A 21,948-nucleotide genomic window follows, 5' to 3' on the forward strand; every position below is an offset into this window, starting at 1 on the left:
CATGAAAACCATCCGGATCCGCATGTCAGCCGCTGAGCTGGAAGCCAAGCGTATTTCCAGCATTCTCGAATCGGCATTTGAAGACGAAGGAAATCCGGTCACGATTTTTGAGGATTCGGCTGACGGCAAAATCTGGACTGCGGAAATCCTGCTTTTCGATATGGAGATCGAGGAGGCCATCGCTCAGGTTCGTGACCGCGTTGGCTCAGACGCCTTCGCTGTGCCCGTGGATGCCGTGGAACTGTCCGACGTGAATTGGGTCGAGAAGAGCCTGGAAGGTCTGGCACCCGTCAAGGCCGGACGGTTTGTCGTTCACGGCAGTCATGACCGCAGCAAGGTTCCCCCCGGAGCGCTCGGCCTTGAGATCGAGGCGGCGCTTGCCTTCGGGACCGGACATCACGGTACGACCGCCGGGTGCCTGGAAGAGATCGACCGACTTTTGAACATGCGTGAGTTCGACAGCATCCTTGATCTTGGAACCGGGACAGGCGTGCTGGCCATTGCCGCGGCAAAGCTGACGAAACAATATGTTCTGGCAACGGATATTGATCCTGTTGCCACACGAACCGCTGCGGAGAACGCCTGGCTCAATGGTGTCGGACCGCTGGTCAAGACGTTTACGGCCAACGGGATGGAGGATCGCAAGTTCGATCTCTACGGTCCGTTTGACCTCGTCATTGCTAATATTCTGGCACGTCCGTTGATGAAGATGGCCCGGTCTATTGCAACGCGCATGACGGATCGCGCCACGCTTGTCCTTTCGGGACTGCGCGTCGAAGACGGTTCGCGCATCATCTTCGCCTATGGCACGCAGGGTTTCCACCTTGTTCGCAAGGGCGAAAAGGACGGCTGGCTGACCCTTACATTCGAACGTGGACGGGCAAAGGCCTAAACACGGGGCTTGGAGGTTTTTGCCCTTGCCCTTCAGCTGGTGCCTTCAGGCAACAAAAAAGCGCGGTTCCATGACCGCGCTTTCAAAAACAGCAGGTTGATCAATCAGATCAGAAAATGCTGACGCTGGAGCCCTGACGCTCGAGTTCCTTGCGGTCGTAGCCGTGTGCGGCAAGCGTTGCGTCGTCGAGCGACAGCAGGTAGCCGTTTACATAGCGACGGGCCTGAACAGAACGGGCTTCAACCATGCGGTCAAAAGCGCGGCGAACGAGGCTGCCGTTGGCGCGGGTAGAAGTGGACGTTGTCGTAACCATGATGGTTCTCCGTGCAGAATGTGGTGTCGGGCGTTTGAGCTAAACGTCCATTATTGTTGCCCTTTATATGGCTGATACCGCTCTGTTCAGGTAGGGGGCAGAACGCATGACAGACCTGCGTTTCTCGCATATGCGAGATATTATGTTGCAACGCATTATTAACGATTGTTGATTTGTCAGGCTGGCCCGGAGTGCAACAATCCAGTTGATTGCGCGTCATTGTAGAATTACCGTCCGGCCATGTTTCAGACGTTTGATGATCTCACCGATCCTTCCTGCGGGGCGCCGCATGCAGCGCTGCTCAGGGCCGAACTCAAGAGCCGTGATCTGGACGGGTTTCTGATCCCGCGCGCCGATGCTCATCAGGGCGAATATGTGCCGCCGCACGATTGCCGCCTGCAATGGCTGACCGGTTTTTCCGGTTCTGCTGGCGTTGCAGTGGTTCTCGGCGACAAGGCGGCGATTTTCGTCGATGGCCGATACACGATTCAGGTTCGTGATCAGGTGGATATGGCCGTGTTTCCGGCCCGCCACCTGATCAACGAGCCGCTGACAGGCTGGCTTTCTGACAATCTTCAGCCGGGACAGAAGCTTGGAATCGATGCCATGTTGCACCCGGTTCAGGAAGTGAAGCGCCTGCGTGCCGTGTGCGAGGAAGCGGGGGCCACACTGGTTCTCCTTTCCGATAATCCGGTTGATGCTGTCTGGGAGGATCGGCCAGAGGCACCTGTGGGAGCCGTTGCCCTTCATCCGCTCGCACTGGCTGGAAAGGCCGCCGGTGACAAGCTTGGCGAGGTACAGGCCAAGATCAAGGCGCGGAAGGCGGATGCCTGTGTGCTGACGCAACCCGATTCCATTGCATGGCTGCTGAATATTCGTGGGTCCGACGTCAGCCACACCCCGTTGCCATTGTCCTTTGCGGTCGTTGCTGCAGAGGGACGTCCGACGCTGTTCATCGATGGCCGGAAATTGTCGAATTCGGTTCGCGACACCTTGTCCGAGATCACCGATATTCAGGAACCTGCAGACTTCCTCAATGCCCTGAATACTCTGGGTACAGAGCGGCGCAAGGTGATGATTGATCCCGCCCTTGCAGGCGAAGGCATTGCGAAGGCGATCACGGATGCTGGCGGCTCGCTTGTGGAGGCGCAGGACCCGATCCTACTGCCCAAGGCGATCAAGAATCAGGTCGAGATCGAGGGCGCACGGGCGGCGCATATCCGTGATGGTGTGGCCTACGCACAGTTTCTGTGCTGGTTTGACGAGGTCGCGCCGCAAGGCCAGCTGGATGAGATCGGTGCAGCGCGGAAACTGGAAGAGTTTCGGGTCGAGACTAGCGTTCTCAAGGACATCTCCTTTGACACGATTTCCGGTGCTGGTCCGAACGGAGCAATCTGTCACTACCGTGTGAGCGAAAAGAGCAATCGAAAGATCCCACTCGATGTGCCGTTCCTGATTGATTCCGGTGCCCAGTTCGAGGATGGAACGACAGACATCACACGCACGCTTGCTGTTGGCGAGATGAGCGACGAGATGCGGCGTCAGTTCACGCTGGTGCTGAAGGGCCATATTGCGATCAGCACGGCAAAGTTTCCTGTCGGCACGTCCGGAGCGCAGCTCGATACGCTTGCCCGGATCGACATGTGGAAGGCCGGACTGGATTTCGATCATGGCACGGGACATGGGGTCGGATCGTATCTGTCCGTTCACGAAGGACCGCAGCGGATTGCAAAGACCGGAGTTCAACCGCTTGAACCGGGCATGATCCTGTCGAACGAACCTGGATACTATCCGGCGGGATCCTATGGTATTCGGCTGGAGAATCTGGAGCTGGTCACAGAGGCTCGGGATATTCCGCGCGGTGAGCGCCCGATGCTCGGATTTGAAACCCTGACCCTTGCGCCGTTTGATCTGCGTCTCATTGATGCGTCGATGCTCACGGAGTTCGAGCGGTCCTGGGTGAACCGGTATCACACGCGGGTCTGCGAGACCTTGTCGCCACTTCTGGATGACAAGACTCGGATCTGGCTGGAGCAGGCAACCCGAGCGATCTGATCTGACGACGAATTTCAATAAACCCCGCGAGCGCTGCTGGCGGGGTTTTTCCTTGAGGCGATTGCTTTAACGGTGTTCTTCTTCCGTGGCCTGAATGAGTGCCTTGTTGAAGTGGTTCAAGGCCCGCACATGGCGCGCAATGCCGACAATGCGGGTGGCATCGCCCTTGTCGACAACGGGAAGGGAAGACGCCCCGCTGTTGTCGAAGCTCTTCAATGCGCTTTCCAGCGAGTCCGTCACATGAAGATAGGGAGCGCCGGACCCGGGATCGAAAACGCGGTCCGTCTCGTCTTCCGGCGGAGCATCCATGAATTGTCGGACCTTGACGCTGGTGCCAAGAAACGCGTGGGCTCCCTCATGCAGGCAGACCCCACGCATTCCCAATTGCCAGTGGAAGAACGACTTGCCGTGGATGGCCTGATTGAGGCCTGTGGCGATGGAAACGCAGATCAAAAGCGCGATGGAAAGCTCATAGCCACCGGTCAGCTCGAACACGATCACGGTCGTCGATACAGGTGCGCCCAGAACGGCAGCTGCAACAGCTCCCATGCCAAGGATTGCATAAAGACCATGGCTTGACGCCATTTCCGGGTAGACGGAGGCCGCAATGAGCCCGAACGCTCCGCCCGTCATGGCACCGAGATACAGGCAGGGCGAAAAGATCCCCCCGCCAAAGCGTGAGGCGAGAGTGATGGAAGTTGCGGCTGTTTTCGCAACCAGCAGCGACAGCATCACGGTAATTGTCAGTTCGTGTTTGAGGGCTTGGTCCGTTGCCTCATAGCCAACGCCGAGAACTTGCGGAAAAAAGACCCCGATCGAGCCGATTGCCAATCCGCCGATAACGGGCCTCAGCCACAGCGGCATGGATATGTTTCTGGCGACGTAATCCGTTCCTATCAGCGAAAACTGGAAGATGATGGCAACGGCGGCGCATGTCAGACCGAGAAGCGCGAAAGCAGGGATTTCCAGATAGGATGTGATTTCATAGTCGGGAATGACAAAGGCTGCGGCCTCTCCAAACCAGAGGCGGCTGACCACGGTGCCAATGGTTGAGGCCAGCACAATCGGGACAAAGGCCGACATGGCGTAGTGACCGAGGATCACTTCATGCGCAAACAGGACACCGGCGATGGGAGCGTTGAAGGAGGCGGAGACGGCGCTGGCAACGCCGCAGGCCAGAAGGATGCGACGAGCCGAATCCGGCAGGCTGAACAACTGGCAAAGGGCGGTGCCGATGGTTGCGCCAAGATGCACCACCGGTCCTTCTCGTCCAGCGCTTGCTCCAAATCCCAGAGAAACGGTGGTGACGAGGGCCGACATCAGGCCCTCGCGAACCGGTAACCCGCGTCCGCCAAGAGCTCGGGCCTCGATGACGTCTGCAACGCCGCCAGCGCGCTGTTTGGGTTGGTAGGTCTGCAGCAGCCAGCCGACAATCAGACCGCCAAACGTTGGGGCCGCGATGATCACCCACCATGGTTGCGCCAGCGCAGCTTCAATGGTGCGCTCGGACGCGGTACCCAGCCAACTCAGCTGATAGAGCGCGATCAGCATACGGAAGACGATGGCGGCAATTGCGACGAGTGCGCCGATGAGAACAGCAAGAACCCAGACCTCAGGAAGCCGATAGCCGAGAAAAAGGCGCATGTTGGGCGCAATCCAGCTAAACAGGATAGCTGGCAGGCGATGGATGTTGTCGACTATCTCTTTCATCGTCCCCTCGGCTGAGGGCTGGGGCGTGGCGCAGGTAGAGCTCCCGAGGGTGCCCGGTATTCGGTAAGGAAAGTGTCGACTGAGTCGCGGGGCAAAACCAGCCCCGGACCGGATTTTCCTTCAAATCCAACAGGAAACCCGAACTACGCGCGTCTATTTGCGTTTAATGGCGATGGAACGTCCCGCCCGTTCAGGACGTGGAAGACCGGCGTGTGCGCCTGCAAGGGCCTTGAGGTTCTGAAGTATGTCGTCAGGCCACGGAGATACCTTGCGGGCAGCCATGTCGACATGGAGGGACATCTGTTCAGATGTTGCCGAAAGCCAGCCCTCATCGGCGTGGCGCAGCTCCTGAAAAAAGTGTGCCCGCTTCTCGTCGAAATCCAGAAGCTGCAGGCTGGCGACAACCGGCATCCCGGCTTCCAGCTCGCGCACATAACAGACATGGACTTCCGCGGTGAAAAAGGACGCATTGCGGCTCTTCACATAGTCCTCTCCCATACCCAGAAGGTGAAAGGCGTCATCCACACCCTGATCAAACAGGACATTATAGTAGGCCATGTTCAGATGACCGTTGTAGTCGATCCAGTCCTCAAGAACGTGCTTGCGTTCGCTGATGAGGGGCGTGTGCGGCCACTTTTCCAAATTCTCGTTCCTTGCCTTGTCCACGGGTGGAAACGCTTTGACGTTTGTCGTCAGGAATTACATAGTCTCGGCAACAAATGCATGGGTTTAAATCATAAGAAAGGTTCCCCGATGACACCACAGGCAAATCCGGCGCAGGTCTCTTCGGACAGAAGCGTCGCGGCCATCGGGATCCTTGTGGAGCGTTTCGGCGAGCGGTGCGTGCGGTCCGAGGCGGTTCGTGTGCAACATGGTCACACGACAACCTGGATACCGAACCAGCCGCCGGAAGCTGTTGTTTACGCGCAGTCGACGGAAGAAGTGGCTGAAATCGTGCGCGTTTGCGCCGAGCACAAGGTGCCTGTCATTCCGTTTGGCACCGGTTCCTCGCTTGAGGGCCACGTGAACGCGCCGATGGGCGGAGTTTCCATCGACCTGTCCGGCATGAACGAAATCCTGAGCGTGTCTCCCGAGGATCTGGACTGCCGTGTGCAGGCCGGTGTGACGCGCAAGCAGCTCAATGCGCATTTGCGGGACACGGGCCTGTTCTTTCCGATTGATCCGGGGGCGGATGCGAGCCTTGGCGGGATGGCCTCGACCCGGGCTTCCGGGACCAATGCGGTCCGCTACGGGACGATGCGAGATGCCGTGCTCGGTCTGACGATCGTAACCCCGCAGGGCGAGATTGTTCGAACGGGCGGGCGGGCCCGCAAGTCCTCGGCAGGCTATGACCTCACCCGGCTGATGGTTGGAGCGGAAGGGACGCTGGGCGTCATCACCGAACTGCAATTGCGCCTTTTCGGTATTCCCGAAGCGATTTCCGGCGGCATCTGCCCATTCCCGGATGTCGAATCTGCCTGCAACGCGGTCATCTCCACGATCCAGTGCGGCATTCCCGTTGCGCGTATCGAGCTGCTGGACAAGGAGCAAGTGCGGGCTTGCAACACCTATTCCAAGCTCGATCTCGTTGAAACGCCGACCTTGTTCCTCGAGTTTCACGGCTCTCAGGCCGGGGTGAAAGAGCAGTCTGACCTTTTCAACGACATTGCGACCGAATTTGGCGGCGGTCCTTTCGTCTGGGAAACCCAGCCTGAAGCGCGCACCAAGCTCTGGGAAGCGCGGCACAATGCCTATTGGGCTGCCTTTACCTTGAGGCCGGGCTCGAAGGTGGTTGCTACGGATGTCTGCGTGCCGATTTCCCGTCTTGCCGAGTGCGTGGAGGCAACCCGAAAGGACATCGACGAAAGCGGCTTCGTGGCTCCCATCGTCGGGCATGTGGGCGATGGCAACTTTCATGTGCAAGTGCTGATCGACGAGACCGTGCCTGAGGAAATCGACGCGGCCCAGGCCTTTGTGGAGCGATTGAACCTGCGGGCCATTGAAATGGACGGCACATGCACCGGCGAGCATGGCGTGGGGCAGGGCAAGGTCAAATACATGCGCAAGGAGCATGGCAACGGGGTGACCCTGATGCAGACGCTCAAGGCTGCAATTGATCCGGACAACATCATGAACCCCGGAAAAATACTGCCACCCTCGTGACATAGTATCTTTGAACAATGATATTACGGAAATGATTGCAACTGTGAGCGAATCTGGAAGCCAATAGTGTTGGACAGGACGTCATCATGAAATCGGATCTGAAAGGAGACGGACGCTGAACTCCTTTTTCATCACTTTGGGTGTTACGATTATTCTGGTGCTTGTCGGAGCGCTGGTTGGTCCGTTCTTCATCGACTGGACCCTGTATAGATCCACATTCGAAACCTATGCCGAACAGGTGCTTGGGCATCCGGTTACCGTGCTTGGCGAGGCGGACATGCGCCTGCTGCCAGCTCCTTCCATCACCTTTTCCGATGTGCGGGTCGGTCCGTCCGAAAATCCGTTGCTGGTCGTCTCCCGCTTCCAGATGCAGGTGGAACTGCCTCCGCTTTTGAAGGGGGAGGTGAAGGTGCAGGACCTTCGCCTCGATAGACCGCATCTTCAGCTTTCGCTCGATGAGGAAGGGCGGCTTGACTGGCTCACCTCGATGCCAGACCACGGGATGCTGGCGAAAGTGAATGCGGATGATGTTGCCTTTGAAAGCGTAACCATAACCAACGGCGCCATTTCTATCGTTGATGCACGCTCCGGTGACGTCTTCCGGTTTGAGAACGGCAACCTGTCATTGAGTGCGCGCAGCCTTGCCGGGCCTTTCAAGATCGACGGCAGCATTTCGCATGAACGGTCTCCCTATTCTGTGGAACTGGCCACAGGCAGGCTGCAGGAAGACGGCGCTATCCGCGTCAAGGGCCGGGTCACGCCGAGCCAGTATCCGGTTGATCTTTCCCTCGACGGGCTGGTGTCGCATGAAGACGCTGCCCCCCGGTTCGAGGGCGGGTTTGATGTTGCCTCCATTCAGGCTCCGGAGGCTGTCGACAATGCCTGGACGATGACCGGTCAGCTGGCTGCTGACATGACCCGGTTCGAAGTGCCCGAATTCGAATTTCATTTCGGCCCGCAGGAACGGCAGTTGTCACTGACCGGTACGGCCGATCTGGTCTATTCCGGTGATCGCAGGTTCGAGGTCCGGGCAACGTCCAAACAGGTGGATCTGGATCGACTGCTTGGGGGCGGCCCGGCATCACCGGTCAATCTGAAATCGACGTCGGAAGCAGTTCTGACCGCACTGGCCAACATCCCTGTCCCGCCGATCAAGGGAGCAATCAGTCTGGATGTGCCGGCTGTCGTTGCCGGTGGCGGGCTGACGCAGGATGTGCGTCTTGACCTTGAAACCATGCTTGGTGGTTGGCGTATCGCGCGCCTTGCAGCGAGGGCTCCCGGGCGCACGGTCATTGCCACGCAGGGGGACCTCGTTGTCGGGTCCAACATGACCTATAGCGGCAATGTCTCGCTAAGTTCCCAACAGCCGGGCGCGTTTGTCGGCTGGTGGCGGCATTCGGGTACGGGTGCGACCACCTTGCAGCCTATCGACATGGAAGGGCGTCTGACTGTCATTCCCGGCGGCTACGCGTTGGAAAACCTGCGCCTTGGTCTCAATGGGGCAAAGGCGGAAGGGTCGCTGTCCTATCGCACGCGGACTAATGGCAGCCCGGTCTTCGCAATACATCTCAATGCCGATCAGCTTGATCTCAATGAGCTGATCCTTCTGGGCAAGGCAGTTCAGGGCGAGGAACTTGGGCTTCGGGGAGTTTCGGAGCGGGCGAGCATCCTGTCCGACCTTGAGGTTTCCGCCCGCATTCAATCTGACGAACTGCTGATTGGCGACGTGCAGGGCAAAAACATCGGGATCGAGGCGTCCTATGCCGATGGTGATGTCCGTATCGATCGTCTGTTCGCGGGGGATCTGGCCGGTGCGGAAGTAGATGTAAAAGGCGGCGTCAACAACATCACCGAAACCCCACAGGGCAGCCTTTCCGGCTCGCTGGTTGCTTCGGATCTTGGCGGTCTGGTGGGGCTCTTGAAATCGGTTTTCCCGGACTCCGGTATTGTTGAACGGGTAAAGGCCGCAGCTCCCTATCTCGTGCCTGCCCGGTTCAAGGCTGACTTCACGGCGCAGGCAAACGACGACAAAAGTGACGTTTTCATCGATCTGGACGGTGAAGCGGGCGAGGCCATGGTTACGGTATCCGGCCAACTGTCCGGCAGAACGGATGCCTGGAGAGAGGCGAATGTCGGTCTGGAGCTGAACCTGTCGGGTCCCGATGGCGGAACCTTGCTGCGCCAGCTCGGCTTTGATGTGCTGCCGGTCGATAACCTTGGCGAAGGGCATGTCCGGCTGACTGCACGCGGGAAGCCGCAAACCGGTCTCGACATTGATCTCGATGCCGGGTCAGCGGCGGCTCGTGTTGCGGCCAATGGGACACTGCGTCTTGAGGAAGGCAAGTCTGGCGCATACGAGTTGCGCGTGAAGGCGGAAACCGCTGATCTGGCGCCGGTCGCACTTCTGGCCGGACGGGTGTTGCCGATCATGGGCGGTGGTATTCCGGTCGACCTCAGCTTTGATGTGTCTGGCAATGGCGAAAAACTGTCGCTGTCAGCAATCGAGGGCGCTGTATCTGGCGTCACCATAGAAGGGTCGATTGCTGGAAACCTGGAACCGTTGGTGAGCGAAACCAGTCGGCGTTTTACCGGCGATCTTACGGTCTCCGACCTTGATTTACGTGTCCTGTCGGAAGCTATCCTCGGACCTGACCAATGGTTCTCCGCGGGAGACGGGTCTTCCATCTGGCCGAGTGTGGCATTCGGTTCGCCGCTTCTGTCGGATATCGACCTGACGCTTCAGGTGAAGAGTGACAGATTTCAGGTCGCGGAGGGGTTGGAGATCGCAAACACCTCGTCCGAATTGCGCCTGACGCCCATGATGTTGCGTCTCGACGGCATCAACGGACAGTTTGCCAGCGGCGAGCTGACAGGCGCGCTTGCTGTTCGCCGGTCGGATGCGGAAGGCGCCTTGTCCGGGCGGATCAAGCTGCAGGGGGCTGATATTCGCCGCCTAGTATGGACCCGCAACGCACGTCCGGTCGCGACCGGCCTCATGGATCTCTATCTTGAGTTCGACGGGGCAGGGCGGTCCATTTCAGCCATCGTGTCGGGCCTCAATGGCGGCGGTACGGTCAGTATTCATGATGGCGAATTGCGTGGGCTGAACCCAAAGGCTTTCGATCTGGTCATCCGCGCGGCAGATGCCGGGCTTGAGCTGGAAGATGATCGGATCAAGGAGGCGTTTCTCAGCCACATGGAGGCGGGGAACCTGTCCTTTTCGAAGTTGGAAGGAAACCTGTCTCTGCTCGGCGGCAGGATCAGCGCGCGCAACATCGTGGTCGATGCAGCGGATGCAGAGATCTTCGGCTCTGTCGAGGCAGACCTGAATACATGGATGCTGGACAGCGATGTCTCCATTCGTATTGATCCGGGCGAGAATGCCGTAACGGGCGCCGAGCCTCAGGTGGGGCTGCTTTTTGTCGGATCGCTGGATGAACCGGAACGGGTTGTCGACATTGCGCCGTTCTCAGCGTTCCTCACGCTCAGGGCCTTCGATCTTGAAGTTCGGCGCGTCGAGCGACTTCAGGCTGAAATCCTTGAGCGCGACCGGTTGCTGCGCGAGTTGAAGCGCTACCGCGAAGAAGATCGCAGGGTTGAAGAAGCAGCAGCCGCCGAAGCTGCCCGAAAAGCTGCGGAAGAGGCTGCTGGTCCGTCGGGAGAAGGCACGCCGGCAAATGGAGCTGCGGTAGACGGGGAAACAACAGAGCCGACACCGCCGCCTGTTTCACCTGAACAACGGCAGGGAAATCTGAGCGCCCCGGTGGTACCAGCGGCAGCGGCCCCTTTGGATGAGGCATCCAATCAGGCTGGTGTTGAACAGCCGCAAGCTGCGGAAAATGACACGGCTTCCCTGCCAGAAGCGCCCGCGCCGACATCGGCAGATGAGTTCAGTTCCCAAATCAAGAGTGCACTGGAGGCTGCCAGGGCCAGAGAAGCGGCGGCTGCACAGGCAGCCGAGCCCGCGCAGACACCGGAACAGGCAGCGACCACGAGCGAGCTTCCGCCATTGTCGTCTCCTCAGACAATTGACGAGCTGCTAACGCTGGACCTCAGGACCACGCCATCTGCGCCATCTTCCTCCGGGACCGGAAGCGATGCAGATCTTTTCTCGCCAAACGGAACACGGCAGGCTACACCGCAGCGCATTCGTTCAACCCAGCCTGCGCCAAGAGCCACGCGTTCCGAGCCGCAGTTCATCCAGCTGCCAAATGGGTTGGTGAGAGAAAATCCGAACTGGTCAGGAAACTGACGCCCCCGGAGAGGCGATCAGGAGGCCGTCTGATCTGAAAGGCGCTGGCGCAACTGGGTCAATGCCCAGACGCGCATGACGGAAGACAGGGAGTCATCGGGATCGCGCTCGGCGTCAATTTCGGCAATCAATCCTGAAACTGAAACGTCTTTCAGGCCAGCCACCTCATCGACGACCTGCCAGAACTCTGCTTCCAGGGCCAGACTCGTGCGGTGCCCGTTGAGGGTGAAGGAGCGCTTGATCAAAGGCACCGTTGCCTAGTCCGCCTTGTCAGCATCATCACCTCGGTCGAGGAGATGGCCGTCAACGGACTTGTGGAGCTTTTCAATCGAGGTACGGGAGGCTTGTTTTTCGGCCTTGGTGCGGCCGAAAGCAACACGGTTTTCTTCTGCCTTCGCCTCTTTTTCGGCCCGGTTCTTGCGCTTGCGGGCCTGACGCAGATTAACCACTTCGCCGGTCATGATGACCTCTCCCGTGGTCCTCAGGTCTTTTTGCGGAACGCGTCGAGGGAAACGACTTCCCCACCGCCTTCGGATGGCTTGTCGGGTGCGTTGCCATTGTCGCCGGATGCAGATGCAGTCTTGTCCTGATCGGTGCCGCCGGTGATGCCGATCTGCCCGTGTTCGGAGATGGCATTTTCCGTATCGCGCTCAGCCTGCGCCAGTTCCTCTACGGCTTCCAGCAGCTCTTCAGGGAGCTCTTCGGCCGTCTTGCCCGGATCGAATTCCAAAGCGAACTGAACAGAGGGATCAAAGAAGCCCTTGATCGCGGAATAGGGAACCAGCAGCTTTTCCGGAACGCCGCCAAAGGACAGGCCGACCTCGAAGGCGTGCTCGCCGATCGCCAGATCCCAGAACTGGTGCTGCAGAACGATTGTCATTTCCTGCGGGTAGCGTTCTTTTAGTCGCTGCGAGATGCGGACGCCCGGCGCCGTGGTCTCGAATGCGATATAAAAATGATGTTCGCCCGGAAGTCCGGTGCGTCCAACCTCTGCCAGGATCTTTTTCACCGCTCCGCGAAGGGCGTCCTGAATGAGGATGTCGTATCGGAGGAGATCTTCTGCCATCTGCTCGACGCTGTTGCCTTGTCATTGTCTGCAAGAATTGTTCAGGCACATTGACCGCAAGAAACCCAAAAGGAAAGACCCCTTTTGGACGAACTCACGCATTATACAACGCTCATGACAAATATCACGAGCGGATGAGAGCCAAGTGCCGGGGAAAGTGGAGGCTTCTGTTGCCAGGTGCCTCCGAACCCCGCCTGAAGGTGCTAACCAACGGGACTTAGTGGACTACCGGGGCTGCATTACGCAGCAACAGCGTTGTCCATAGCATAGTTGTCGTTTGCAACTATAAGAATAGCCCGATGACGGTGGTACAATGCCGAGCAAAAGTGCAGTCTTTACGCCCTCGTCGATCCTATTTCGCCCCCGCCGAAACCCACTGTTTTTGCTAGGAAAAGTCCAGTGGGCTTGGGTGGAGGCGCCGGGTACCGCCCCCGGGTCCGATAGGTTTATTGCACAGACCATTTATTGCCATAGCTGGCGAACCAGCCCCCCAGATATAGGCAAGTCAGGCGGCAAAAGGAAGGGGGAGAATTCGACGGCCGGTGGAACAGCATCCGGTTCTTCCACAGGCCGATGGTGGCCTGCGGTGGAAAACTGCCGCTTTTTGCCAAATGCTGCAGCAGTCAACGGCCTTTGGTCATGAAATCCGCAGTTCAACGGTGACCAGCCGTGCGAGTCGGTTTAGGAATTCATCTCGGATTGTCTCGAACTTCGAAGCAGATCGCCATGCAGCAATATCTCGACCTGATGCAGAAAGTCCTTGATGAGGGCGTTGACCGCGGAGACCGGACCGGAACCGGCACCCGTTCGATCTTCGGCCACCAGATGCGCTTCGACCTTTCGCAGGGCTTTCCGCTGGTCACGACCAAGAAGCTGCATTTGAAGTCGATTGTTCACGAGTTGCTGTGGTTCCTGTCGGGCGACACGAACGTGAAGTATCTGCAGGACAATGGTGTGAAGATCTGGGATGAGTGGGCCGATGAAAATGGCGATCTCGGGCCTGTCTATGGCTATCAGTGGCGTTCGTGGCCGGCACCCGACGGACGCTCGATCGACCAGATCGCCAATCTGCTGCAGATGATCCGGACCAATCCGCAAAGTCGCCGTCTGATTGTTTCAGCCTGGAATCCGGCGCTGGTCGACGACATGGCTTTGCCGCCGTGCCATTCGCTGTTCCAGTTTTATGTGGCGGACGGAAAATTGTCCTGCCAGCTGTATCAGCGGTCTGCGGATATCTTTCTGGGGGTTCCCTTCAACATCGCTTCCTATGCGCTGCTGACGATGATGGTCGCGCAGGTCACTGGTCTGAAGGCTGGCGATTTTGTTCATTCCTTCGGGGATGCGCATCTGTATCACAATCACTTCGATCAGGCCCGGGAGCAATTGACGCGCAAGCCGCGCCCGCTGCCGACGATGGCGATCAACCCGAATGTGAACGATCTTTTCGCCTTCCAGTTCGACGATTTCGAACTGTCCGGCTATGACCCTCATCCGCATATCAAGGCGCCGATTGCGGTGTAACGGTCCATTGGGACGGTATTCTGCGAACTGAAGGGCTCAGGCGGCTTTCGGATCAGCGAGCAGGCCTTCAATGGCGCAAAACAGCTCGCTGTCGCTGACCGGTTTGCAAAGAAAGCCGTCCATGCCGACTTCGAGGCATTTGTCGCGCACCTCATCGTAATTATGTGCAGTCAGCCCAAGTATCGGGACTTGCGAGAAGTCGGCATCGGAGGCCCTGATCCGCCGGGTTGCCTCAAACCCGTCCATGACCGGCATCGAGACATCCATGATCACCAGATCATATGTGTGGCTTCCGATCTGCTCCAGAGCTTCGACACCATTTCTGGCGCAGTCCACGTAACCTGCGTGTTTCTTCAACTTGTGGGTCAGGACAAGGGTGTTGGTTGCGTTGTCTTCCACGAGCAACAGCCTGCGCGTGCTGTGAGTTGGGGTGGGAGTAAGGGTCAGATGATCAGTCATTGCCGTGTTGCTCCACTTTGACCGGAATAGTGACGTTAAAACGGGTGCCCACACCCTGCTTGCTTTCATAACTGATTTCGCCATTCATCAGCATGACCAGCCGCCGGGATATGGCCAGTCCCAGTCCGCTTCCCTCATGTTGTCGGGAATAGGAATTGTCGCCCTGGCTGAATTCCTCGAAGATGCGATCCTCCGTTTCCTTGGGAATCCCGATGCCGGTATCGGTGACTGAAAATGTCAGCATTCCCGTGACGGGGCCGGTCGGGTCGTACCGCGTATTGACGGTGACACTTCCGCTGTCGGTGAACTTGATTGCATTGCCGACGATGTTGAACAGGATCTGCCGTGTCCTTTGCAGGTCGCCGGTAACGATTTCGGGCAGTAGCTCATCATGCTCGCATGTCAGATCGAGTGCCTTGGCCTTTGCCGCAGGCAGGAAGAGGGAAGATACCTCATCCAACAACGCATGAAGGTCGAATGGGGTGGATTGAATCCGCAAAGTGCCGGCGTCGAGCCTGGAAAAGTCGAGAATGTCATTGACGATGTTCAAGAGCCCGTTGACCGTTGCGCGTGACAGATCGATGTAGCCGCGCTGATCAGACTCCAGACGGGTTTCCTCCAGAATATCCAGCAGGCCCATGACGCCAGTGACAGGCGTACGGATTTCGTGACTCATCATGGCCATGAATTGCGACTTGGCCTTGCTGCCTGCCTCGGCTTTTGCAAGGGCCGTGGAAAGCTTGGCGGACTGCTGATCCAGTTCGTCCACCATGCTGTCCAGTTCATTGCCCAAAGCGCGCAGCTCAACCGGTGCATGCTGGATGGCAAAGCCTGTTCGTGCCTTCAGATTTCCTGCAGACACTTTCTTTGCGGTTGCCACCAGCTGTGAGACCGGGTTGGAAAGGATGCTGGAGAGCCACCAGCTGACGACGATGGCCAAGAGGATTTCCACCGCTCCAAACAAGATGCCCGCCAGCTGTACTTCCCGTGCGTGGAGTACAAGCTCTTCTGTTGGCTGGGGCACCATGACACCCCAGCCCGTTTGCGGGACAAAGGTGAAGCCGGCGATCATGTCGGCCTTCATGGGCGGGGAATAGAATTCAGCCACGCCTGTTTCCCTTGCCATCATCTTCTGGACGATGGAAATTTTCGACGCGTCCTTGGAGTCCGCCTGCCACTGCGGGTTCGGATGGGCAACCACCTTGCCTCGAGCGTCCACGATCATGGCGTGACCGCGCACTCCAAAGGCTATCGACTTTTGCACCTGATCGACATAGCGGGGAGACAAGGGGGCCAGAAGCAACCGATCGTCACTCAGCTTCCTGACGACATAGAAATGGGGTTTCCCGTTCAGTTTCTCGATGCCGGAAAAGGCAACCTTGCCGCTTGAGGCATCGGCCAACTGGCGTAACTCTCCGATCAAGCCCTGTTCCGGCAAGAGAATATTGCCCCCTTGTTGCGATTGCTCGGGAATGATCTGGTTGTACCTGTCCAGAACCGTGACGTAGACAATGTCGAGGTCGTTAAGTGCTGCTTCTGTCAGTCGGACGCGATCTCCGGCTTCCAGTTCCTCGGCTCTGGATCTGATGAAACTCTCGATATCCATGACATAGCGGGAAAGTGCCATGGAGAGGTTCTGAGCTACGATCAGGTGTTTTTGTTCCACGGCCTCGAACTCCTTTTCGACCGCAGAACGCTCGAGCCAGATGGTAAGGCCGAGAATCGGCATCGCTGACACGAAGACCATTGCGGCGAACAGCCAGAGTCGAAAACTGGAAAACGTCGTTCTGAACGGCGTTTTCAGATCTGAGCCCGTGTAGGACGCGTAGTCTTCTTCAGTTACTGGAATTGGAGTATCGGTCACGCTTCACATCCATCAACCCGATCCCTTGTCGGGTTAAGGAAGCAAGGAACAAGCCAAGTCCGATTGGTCAAAAAACTGCAGTTTTATCCAGAAATGCAAAGATTCAGCCTCCTCATCTTGCGAAATTGCGAAACCGTGTTTGCAAAATGGGAAGGCTTCACCGCAAAATTGCGTGCCAGTCGCTCCAATTTGTGGTTCACACGGTAGGACACTTGGGGAACGGCCAATGCAATGATTGGCAAGACCTTGAATTTCGTCGAGCATTGTTATTTCTGGTGTTGGAGAAAGTGGTTTGGGCACAGATTTTGAGTTCCGAAATTCGTTGAGACGGTTGTCTTGCAACCCAAAAGCAATTTCCGGATGCGACCTCGGCAACACCAAGAGCGGATATAATGGCTGAAATCGTACTTGTGGCAGCGGTCGCCCGAAACGGGGTGATCGGATCGGACAACGATATGCCATGGCGTCTGCCATCCGACCTGAAGCACTTCAAGTCCGTGACTATGGGCAGGCCGGTCATCATGGGCCGCAAGACCTTTCAGTCTCTCGGCAAGGCATTGCCCGGACGTCCCAATCTCGTCCTGACCCGAGATCCCGACTTTGTCGCTGAGGATGTCGAGGTTTTCACTTCTCTTGAAAGCGCCCTTGTGCGCTGCGAGACCATCTTGGCCGAACTGATGGGCGAGGAAGTGATGATCATCGGCGGCGGGGAAATCTTCCGGCGGGCGATCCGTATGGCGGATCGTCTCGAGATTACAGAGGTTGATGCAGACCCGGACGGGGACACAACGTTTCCCGGAATTGATCTTGCCTTTTGGGAGGAAGTGTCGAGGAGACCTGGTGAGCGAACGGAAAAGGACACTGCCGATTTCGAGTTTGTCACCTATCGTCGACGCGCTGCACTGTGAGCTTCATGATGGATGACCGTTTTGAATGCCTGTGGCTGACCTACGACGAAATGACAAAGGATCAGCTGCACGATCTTCTGAAACTTCGCCAGGACATCTTTGTCGTTGAGCAGGAAAGCCCCTATGCGGACATCGACGGTAAGGACCGTCTGGCGATGCATCTGTTCGTGGTGGATCGGCAAGACGGCAAGCTCGTTGGAGCAATCCGGTTGTTTTCCGGCAATCCCGCGCGAATCGGGCGTGTGGTTGTCCACCGGGATTTTCGGCGGTTTGGCCTTGGCAAGGTTCTCATGGCGAATGGGGTAGAGAAGGCGCGGTCCATGTGCCCTGGTTGTGATATTGACATTTCTGCGCAGTCTTATCTGGATAAGTTCTATTCTGGCTTCGGATTTCTGAAGATTTCCGAAGAATACCTTGAAGACGGAATTCCACATATCGACATGAAGTTGTCCGCAGCGGCAGTTTAATTTCTGAGAAGCCCCTTTTTAATATTTCGGGTGTGTCGGAATTTTCGTGCGTTGATCTTTGAGTGTTAACCGGTTCATGTAACTGGAAGAAAAAATGCATTTCCGGCCCTTGAAAAACCTTTGAGCCCATCCCACGTGCCGGATATATGCATCCGAAACGTGACAGTTCTGCGCGTTGAAAGCGGTTGGTAACCTCCCTATAACCTCAGGTGAATAGGAACAGGCGAATTCTCACCTTGGTGCCCGCTTCTGGTGCATTGAGACATCAAGAAGGATTTATGAATGCCTTGGAGCAATCAATCAGGTGGCGGTGGCCCCTGGAAAGGCGGCGGCAACAACGGCGGCCCATGGGGCGGCGGCAACGGTGGCGGCAATAACGGCGGCCCTTGGGGCGGCGGCCCGAACCGTGGCGGCGGCGGTAACCCGCCGGACCTTGAAGAGCTGCTGAAGCGCACTCAGGACCGGATGAAAACCGTTTTGCCGGGTGGCGGCGGACTTGGCACGATCGGCGTCCTGCTGATTGCCGGCGTCGTCGGACTGGTATGGCTTGCATCCGGCTTTTACCGCGTCGATGAAGGCGAGGTTGGTGTTGAGCTGGTGCTCGGCAAGGTGACGGACCAGACGTCACCGGGTCTGAACTACAACTGGCCCTATCCGATCGGTGAGGTTTACAAGCCGCAGGTCCAGCGTCTTCGTGAAATGACCGTTGGTGTTGAGGAATTTGTTTCCGGCGGCTCCGTTCGCAGCCGTGATGTGCCGCAGGAAAGCCTGATGCTGACGGGCGACGAAAATATCGTCGACGTGGGCTTCAAGGTGCAGTGGCGCATCAAGAACACGCGCGAAGGCATTTCGGACTTCCTGTTCAACATTCAGAACCCTGAAGGAACCGTGAAGGCTGTCGCCGAAAGCGCGATGCGTGAGATCGTCGGTAATTCCAACATCGACTCGATCCTGACGGAAAACCGCGTTTCCATTCAGAACGACGTGGATGACCTGATGCAGAAGACGCTTGATTCCTACAAGGCGGGGATCGAGATCACTGAAGTTCAGATGCAGAAGGTGGATCCGCCCCAGCAGGTTATCGATTCCTTCCGTGATGTTCAGGCCGCCCGTGCCGACCAGGAGCGTATCCAGAACGAGGCGCAGGCTTATGCCAACCGCCGTGTTCCGGAAGCCCGCGGTGAAGCTGCCCGAGTTCTGGAAGCTGCAAACGCCTACAAGGAGCAGACCATTGCGGAAGCGACCGGTCAGTCCCAGCGTTTCACCAAGATCTACGAGGAATACAGAAAGTCTCCTGACGTGACCCGTGATCGCCTCTATCTGGAAACCCTTGAAAAGGTTCTTGGAGCCAACAACAAGATCATCATCGACAGTCAGGCCGGTGGTCAGCAGGGCGTTCTTCCGTTCCTGCCGCTCAATGACCTGGCGCCGCGTGGTTCCGCAGCACGTTCGGGAGGTAACCAGTAATGCGCAGCAGTATTTTGGGCGTATTGATCGCCGTCGTTGCCTTTGTCGGCTACCTGTCGGTCTACATTGTTCATCCGACGCAGCAAGCCTTGGTGCTTCAGCTTGGACGGATTATCGAAGAGCCGAAAACCGAACCGGGTTTCTACTTCAAGATCCCGCTCATCCAGAATGTCATCTATCTGGACAAGCGTATTCTTGACCTGAACATGTCGCCGCAGGAAGTGATTGCTTCGGACAAGAAGCGTCTCGTGGTGGATGCGTTTGCCCGTTACCGGATTTCCGATCCGGTGCTGTTCTATCAGCGCGTGAACAACACGCGTGAGGCAAATCAGCGTCTGTCGACGTTTCTTCAGTCCTCGCTGCGCTCCGAACTCGCCAAGGCTTCCTTTGTGGCCGTGGTGCGTGACAATCGCTCTGGCCTGATGGAAAACATCCGCCGCGATGTGAGCAACAGCGCCTCCGATCTTGGTATCGAGGTTGTTGACGTGAAGATCCGCCGTGCAGATCTGCCGGATGCAAACTCGCAGGCAATTTACGCCCGCATGCAGACGGAACGTCAGCGTGAAGCGACCGAGCTGCGCGCGCAGGGTGAAGAGCAGGCTCGACGCATTCGTTCGCGTGCAGACCGTGATGCAACGGTTCTTGTTGCCGAGGCGAAGCGCGATTCTGAAATCATCCGCGGTGACGGCGACGCGGAACGGAACCGCATTTTTGCGGCGGCCTTTGGAGCTGATCCGGAGTTCTTTGCCTTCTATCGCTCCATGCAGGCCTATGAACAGGGACTGCAGCAGGGTGATACGAGCCTGGTGTTGTCTCCGGATTCTTCGTTCTTCCGGTTCTTCAACAATCCGCGAGGCGAAGCCAAGACCCCTGGTGTAGCCGCTCAATGAACGAACTGATTACCGCCATCGGGCTGGTGCTTGCCATTGAAGGCACACTCTATGCCATCAGCCCGGGCGGCATGAAGTCCATGATGCGAAGCGCGCTCGAGACGCCGGACCACATCCTGCGATATTCCGGTTTGGTTGTACTGGCTCTCGGAGTGCTGATCGTCTGGTTTGTTCGCGGGTAACGAGATGTTTAAGGGCGGGAGAACATGAATTCTCCCGCCCTTGTTATATACGAAAACGTCGGGAGACCTGCTAAGGTCAGCTATATTAGCGATCCGATCCGTTTGGAGGAGAATGCCTCATGGCACGCGAGTTTATTCGCCGCAGGTACAAGTCTTTTGCGTCCGTAACAGCAGCTGCAATGATTGGCGCAGTGGTGGCCTTTCAGCCGATGGGAACGGTTCATGCACAAGGTCCGGTGTCCGTCGCCGATCTGGCCGAGGAGCTGGCCGATGCCGTGGTGAACATCTCCACCTCGCAAAAGGTGGAAGGTCGCCGCTCGGTGCCGATGCCGCAGGTTCCGGAAGGATCGCCGTTCCAGGAGTTCTTTGAGGAATTCTTCAACAAGCAGAACCGTGACGATGACCGCCCGCGCCGCGTGCAGTCCCTCGGCTCCGGCTTCGTGATTGACGGCGAGCAGGGCATCATCATCACCAACAATCACGTGATTGAAGGTGCCGATGAAATCACGGCCAATTTCAATGACGGTACGAAGCTCAAGGCTGAACTGATCGGCACCGACGAGAAGACCGATATCGCGGTTCTCAAGGTCAAGCCGGAAAAGCCGCTGAAGGCTGTCCAGTTCGGTGATTCCGAGGCCAAGCGCGTTGGCGACTGGGTCATGGCCATCGGTAACCCGTTTGGCCTGGGCGGAACCGTTACGGTCGGCATCATCTCTGCGCGGAACCGCGACATCAATTCCGGCCCGTATGACAACTTCATCCAGACCGATGCGGCCATCAACCGCGGGAACTCGGGTGGGCCGCTCTTCGACATGGAGGGCAATGTCATCGGGATCAACACGGCCATCATTTCGCCTTCCGGCGGATCCATCGGCATTGGCTTTGCAATTCCGTCCAAGACAGCCACTCGCGTCATCTCCCAGCTCCGCGAGTTTGGTGAAACCCGTCGTGGTTGGCTCGGGGTCCGCATTCAGGAAGTCACGGACGAGATCGCCGAAAGCCTTGGCATGGACGAGACCATGGGCGCACTGGTTGCCGGTGTGAATGAAGAGGGACCTGCGGCGAGCGCCGATATCCAGCCGGGTGACGTCATTGTCGAGTTTGACGGCCAGCCGATTTCCTCCATGCGCGAATTGCCGCGCATCGTTGCGGAGACCGCAATTGGCAAGGAAGTGGCTGTTGTCGTGTTCCGCAAGGGCGAGAAGGTCACCGTTGGCGTGACGCTTGGCCGTCTTGAGGAAGCTGCGGCTCAAACCGATCAGGGTGAGGACGAGACAGTCGACCCGGCGGCACCTGCCGATGAACCGAGCGAAATCCTTGGCATGATGCTGGTTCAGCTGGATGACGCCCTGCGCGCCGAATTCAACATTGATGAGGATATTGAGGGTGTTCTGGTCAAGGGCGTGGTTCCGGGCTCTTCTGCCGAGGAAAAACGCGTTCAGGCTGGCGATGTCATCAAGGAAGTGGCTCAGGAAACAGTTCGCACACCTGCCGACGTTCAGGCTGAGCTGAAGAAGCTGAAGGAGGCCGGTCGGCGGTCCGCTCTTCTGCTCCTGTCGAACCAGACCGGGGAACTGCGGTTCGTTCCCGTGCGGATTGAAGACTGATCGAAAGTCTCAACCGAAACGATCAAGGGCGCCTTCGCGGGCGCCCTTTTTTGTTGCGAGCGAAAAAAGCCCCTTGACCGGAGCCATCGGCATTGAGTAATAAAAATCGAACCGTACGGTACGGTACACGAC

The 21,948-nt window shown here is 57.6% G+C and carries 19 protein-coding genes and 1 other RNA gene; 11 read left to right on the forward strand and 9 right to left on the reverse strand.

Going from position 1 to position 21,948, the window contains the following annotated elements; genetic code table 11:
* The first annotated feature begins 1 nt into the window (after position 1).
* Entirely contained in the window at positions 2-892 is an 891-nt protein-coding gene (locus tag F0155_RS15600; protein WP_150525465.1) for a 50S ribosomal protein L11 methyltransferase, read from the forward strand.
* A gap of 109 nt (positions 893-1,001) precedes the next feature.
* Here F0155_RS15600 and F0155_RS15605 read toward each other — a convergent pair whose 3' ends face one another.
* Positions 1,002-1,205 (reverse strand): hypothetical protein, encoded by a 204-nt coding sequence (locus F0155_RS15605; RefSeq protein WP_150525466.1) that lies wholly within the window; start codon positions 1,203-1,205, stop codon positions 1,002-1,004.
* A 240-nt stretch (positions 1,206-1,445) separates the two neighbouring features.
* Between F0155_RS15605 and F0155_RS15610 the strand changes: the two genes are divergently transcribed.
* Positions 1,446-3,260 carry an aminopeptidase P family protein gene (locus F0155_RS15610; RefSeq protein WP_150525467.1) on the forward strand — a complete coding sequence of 605 codons (1,815 nt, stop codon included), beginning with the start codon at positions 1,446-1,448 and terminating at the stop codon, positions 3,258-3,260.
* A gap of 66 nt (positions 3,261-3,326) precedes the next feature.
* Here F0155_RS15610 and F0155_RS15615 read toward each other — a convergent pair whose 3' ends face one another.
* Positions 3,327-4,970: a chloride channel protein gene (locus F0155_RS15615; RefSeq protein WP_150525468.1), complete on the reverse strand. Its 1,644-nt coding sequence runs from the start codon at positions 4,968-4,970 to the stop codon at positions 3,327-3,329.
* Between the two features lie 153 nt (positions 4,971-5,123).
* A complete protein-coding gene (locus tag F0155_RS15620) occupies positions 5,124-5,612 on the reverse strand; it encodes a thioesterase family protein (RefSeq protein ID WP_150525469.1) in 489 nt (162 codons plus the stop codon).
* Between the two features lie 111 nt (positions 5,613-5,723).
* On the opposite strand from F0155_RS15620, the gene F0155_RS15625 reads away from it, so the two are divergent.
* The gene (locus F0155_RS15625; protein WP_150525470.1) at positions 5,724-7,133 is read left to right on the forward strand and encodes an FAD-binding oxidoreductase; all 1,410 of its coding nucleotides are present in this window, start codon (positions 5,724-5,726) and stop codon (positions 7,131-7,133) included.
* Between the two features lie 136 nt (positions 7,134-7,269).
* Positions 7,270-11,385 carry an AsmA family protein gene (locus tag F0155_RS15630; protein WP_208999313.1) on the forward strand — a complete coding sequence of 1,372 codons (4,116 nt, stop codon included), beginning with the start codon at positions 7,270-7,272 and terminating at the stop codon, positions 11,383-11,385.
* A 17-nt stretch (positions 11,386-11,402) separates the two neighbouring features.
* On the opposite strand, the gene F0155_RS15635 is transcribed toward F0155_RS15630, so the two are convergent.
* The 4 genes from F0155_RS15635 to ssrA all read right to left on the reverse strand — a co-directional run bounded on the left by F0155_RS15635 (position 11,403) and on the right by ssrA (position 12,977).
* Positions 11,403-11,636 carry a ribbon-helix-helix domain-containing protein gene (locus tag F0155_RS15635; protein ID WP_150525471.1) on the reverse strand — a complete coding sequence of 78 codons (234 nt, stop codon included), beginning with the start codon at positions 11,634-11,636 and terminating at the stop codon, positions 11,403-11,405.
* Positions 11,637-11,642: 6 nt separating this feature from the next.
* Positions 11,643-11,846 (reverse strand): DUF4169 family protein, encoded by a 204-nt coding sequence (locus tag F0155_RS15640; RefSeq protein WP_150525472.1) that lies wholly within the window; start codon positions 11,844-11,846, stop codon positions 11,643-11,645.
* A gap of 20 nt (positions 11,847-11,866) precedes the next feature.
* A complete protein-coding gene (locus F0155_RS15645) occupies positions 11,867-12,451 on the reverse strand; it encodes an SspB family protein (RefSeq protein WP_150525473.1) in 585 nt (194 codons plus the stop codon).
* A 156-nt stretch (positions 12,452-12,607) separates the two neighbouring features.
* Positions 12,608-12,977: a transfer-messenger RNA gene (ssrA, locus tag F0155_RS15650) on the reverse strand.
* A gap of 200 nt (positions 12,978-13,177) precedes the next feature.
* On the opposite strand from ssrA, the gene F0155_RS15655 reads away from it, so the two are divergent.
* Entirely contained in the window at positions 13,178-13,972 is a 795-nt protein-coding gene (locus tag F0155_RS15655; protein WP_150525522.1) for a thymidylate synthase, read from the forward strand.
* Positions 13,973-14,008: 36 nt separating this feature from the next.
* On the opposite strand, the gene F0155_RS15660 is transcribed toward F0155_RS15655, so the two are convergent.
* Both F0155_RS15660 and F0155_RS15665 read right to left on the reverse strand, forming a co-directional pair.
* Positions 14,009-14,431: a response regulator gene (locus F0155_RS15660; RefSeq protein WP_161599820.1), complete on the reverse strand. Its 423-nt coding sequence runs from the start codon at positions 14,429-14,431 to the stop codon at positions 14,009-14,011.
* On the reverse strand, positions 14,424-16,295 hold the full coding sequence (locus F0155_RS15665; protein WP_150525475.1) for a sensor histidine kinase: 1,872 nt from the start codon (positions 16,293-16,295) through the stop codon (positions 14,424-14,426). Before F0155_RS15665 ends, F0155_RS15660 begins: the two co-directional genes overlap by 8 nt.
* Before the next feature lie 392 nt (positions 16,296-16,687).
* Here F0155_RS15665 and F0155_RS15670 point away from each other — a divergent pair, with 392 nt between their 5' ends.
* From F0155_RS15670 to F0155_RS15695, 6 genes are all read left to right on the forward strand, one after another.
* Positions 16,688-17,203, forward strand: a complete 516-nt coding sequence (locus F0155_RS15670) for a dihydrofolate reductase (protein WP_150525476.1) — start codon at positions 16,688-16,690, stop codon at positions 17,201-17,203.
* 8 nt (positions 17,204-17,211) lie between these two features.
* Entirely contained in the window at positions 17,212-17,670 is a 459-nt protein-coding gene (locus tag F0155_RS15675) for a GNAT family N-acetyltransferase (protein WP_244303524.1), read from the forward strand.
* 282 nt (positions 17,671-17,952) lie between these two features.
* Positions 17,953-19,137, forward strand: a complete 1,185-nt coding sequence (hflK, locus tag F0155_RS15680) for an FtsH protease activity modulator HflK (RefSeq protein WP_150525478.1) — start codon at positions 17,953-17,955, stop codon at positions 19,135-19,137.
* Positions 19,137-20,027 (forward strand): protease modulator HflC, encoded by an 891-nt coding sequence (gene hflC / locus F0155_RS15685; protein ID WP_150525479.1) that lies wholly within the window; start codon positions 19,137-19,139, stop codon positions 20,025-20,027. The genes hflK and hflC overlap by 1 nt, the downstream gene beginning before the upstream one ends.
* Entirely contained in the window at positions 20,024-20,209 is a 186-nt protein-coding gene (locus tag F0155_RS15690; RefSeq protein ID WP_150525480.1) for a DUF2065 domain-containing protein, read from the forward strand. Before hflC ends, F0155_RS15690 begins: the two co-directional genes overlap by 4 nt.
* A 119-nt stretch (positions 20,210-20,328) precedes the next feature.
* The gene (locus tag F0155_RS15695; RefSeq protein ID WP_150525481.1) at positions 20,329-21,816 is read left to right on the forward strand and encodes a Do family serine endopeptidase; all 1,488 of its coding nucleotides are present in this window, start codon (positions 20,329-20,331) and stop codon (positions 21,814-21,816) included.
* Positions 21,817-21,948 lie beyond the last annotated feature (132 nt).

Source organism: Roseibium sediminis (genome assembly GCF_008711325.1).
Taxonomy (GTDB): Bacteria; Pseudomonadota; Alphaproteobacteria; order Rhizobiales; family Stappiaceae; genus Roseibium; species Roseibium sediminis.

Coding starts and splice junctions, on each gene's coding strand:
- F0155_RS15625 (WP_150525470.1), top strand. CDS start 5,724: ATGACACCACAGGCAAATCCGGCGCAGGTCTCTTCGGACAGAAGCGTC.
- F0155_RS15670 (WP_150525476.1), top strand. CDS start 16,688: ATGGCTGAAATCGTACTTGTGGCAGCGGTCGCCCGAAACGGGGTGATC.
- F0155_RS15675 (WP_244303524.1), top strand. CDS start 17,212: ATGGATGACCGTTTTGAATGCCTGTGGCTGACCTACGACGAAATGACA.
- hflC (WP_150525479.1), top strand. CDS start 19,137: ATGCGCAGCAGTATTTTGGGCGTATTGATCGCCGTCGTTGCCTTTGTC.
- hflK (WP_150525478.1), top strand. CDS start 17,953: ATGCCTTGGAGCAATCAATCAGGTGGCGGTGGCCCCTGGAAAGGCGGC.
- F0155_RS15655 (WP_150525522.1), top strand. CDS start 13,178: ATGCAGCAATATCTCGACCTGATGCAGAAAGTCCTTGATGAGGGCGTT.
- F0155_RS15690 (WP_150525480.1), top strand. CDS start 20,024: ATGAACGAACTGATTACCGCCATCGGGCTGGTGCTTGCCATTGAAGGC.
- F0155_RS15605 (WP_150525466.1), bottom strand. CDS start 1,205: ATGGTTACGACAACGTCCACTTCTACCCGCGCCAACGGCAGCCTCGTT.
- F0155_RS15610 (WP_150525467.1), top strand. CDS start 1,446: ATGTTTCAGACGTTTGATGATCTCACCGATCCTTCCTGCGGGGCGCCG.
- F0155_RS15660 (WP_161599820.1), bottom strand. CDS start 14,431: ATGACTGATCATCTGACCCTTACTCCCACCCCAACTCACAGCACGCGC.
- F0155_RS15600 (WP_150525465.1), top strand. CDS start 2: ATGAAAACCATCCGGATCCGCATGTCAGCCGCTGAGCTGGAAGCCAAG.
- F0155_RS15615 (WP_150525468.1), bottom strand. CDS start 4,970: ATGAAAGAGATAGTCGACAACATCCATCGCCTGCCAGCTATCCTGTTT.
- F0155_RS15645 (WP_150525473.1), bottom strand. CDS start 12,451: ATGGCAGAAGATCTCCTCCGATACGACATCCTCATTCAGGACGCCCTT.
- F0155_RS15695 (WP_150525481.1), top strand. CDS start 20,329: ATGGCACGCGAGTTTATTCGCCGCAGGTACAAGTCTTTTGCGTCCGTA.
- F0155_RS15640 (WP_150525472.1), bottom strand. CDS start 11,846: ATGACCGGCGAAGTGGTTAATCTGCGTCAGGCCCGCAAGCGCAAGAAC.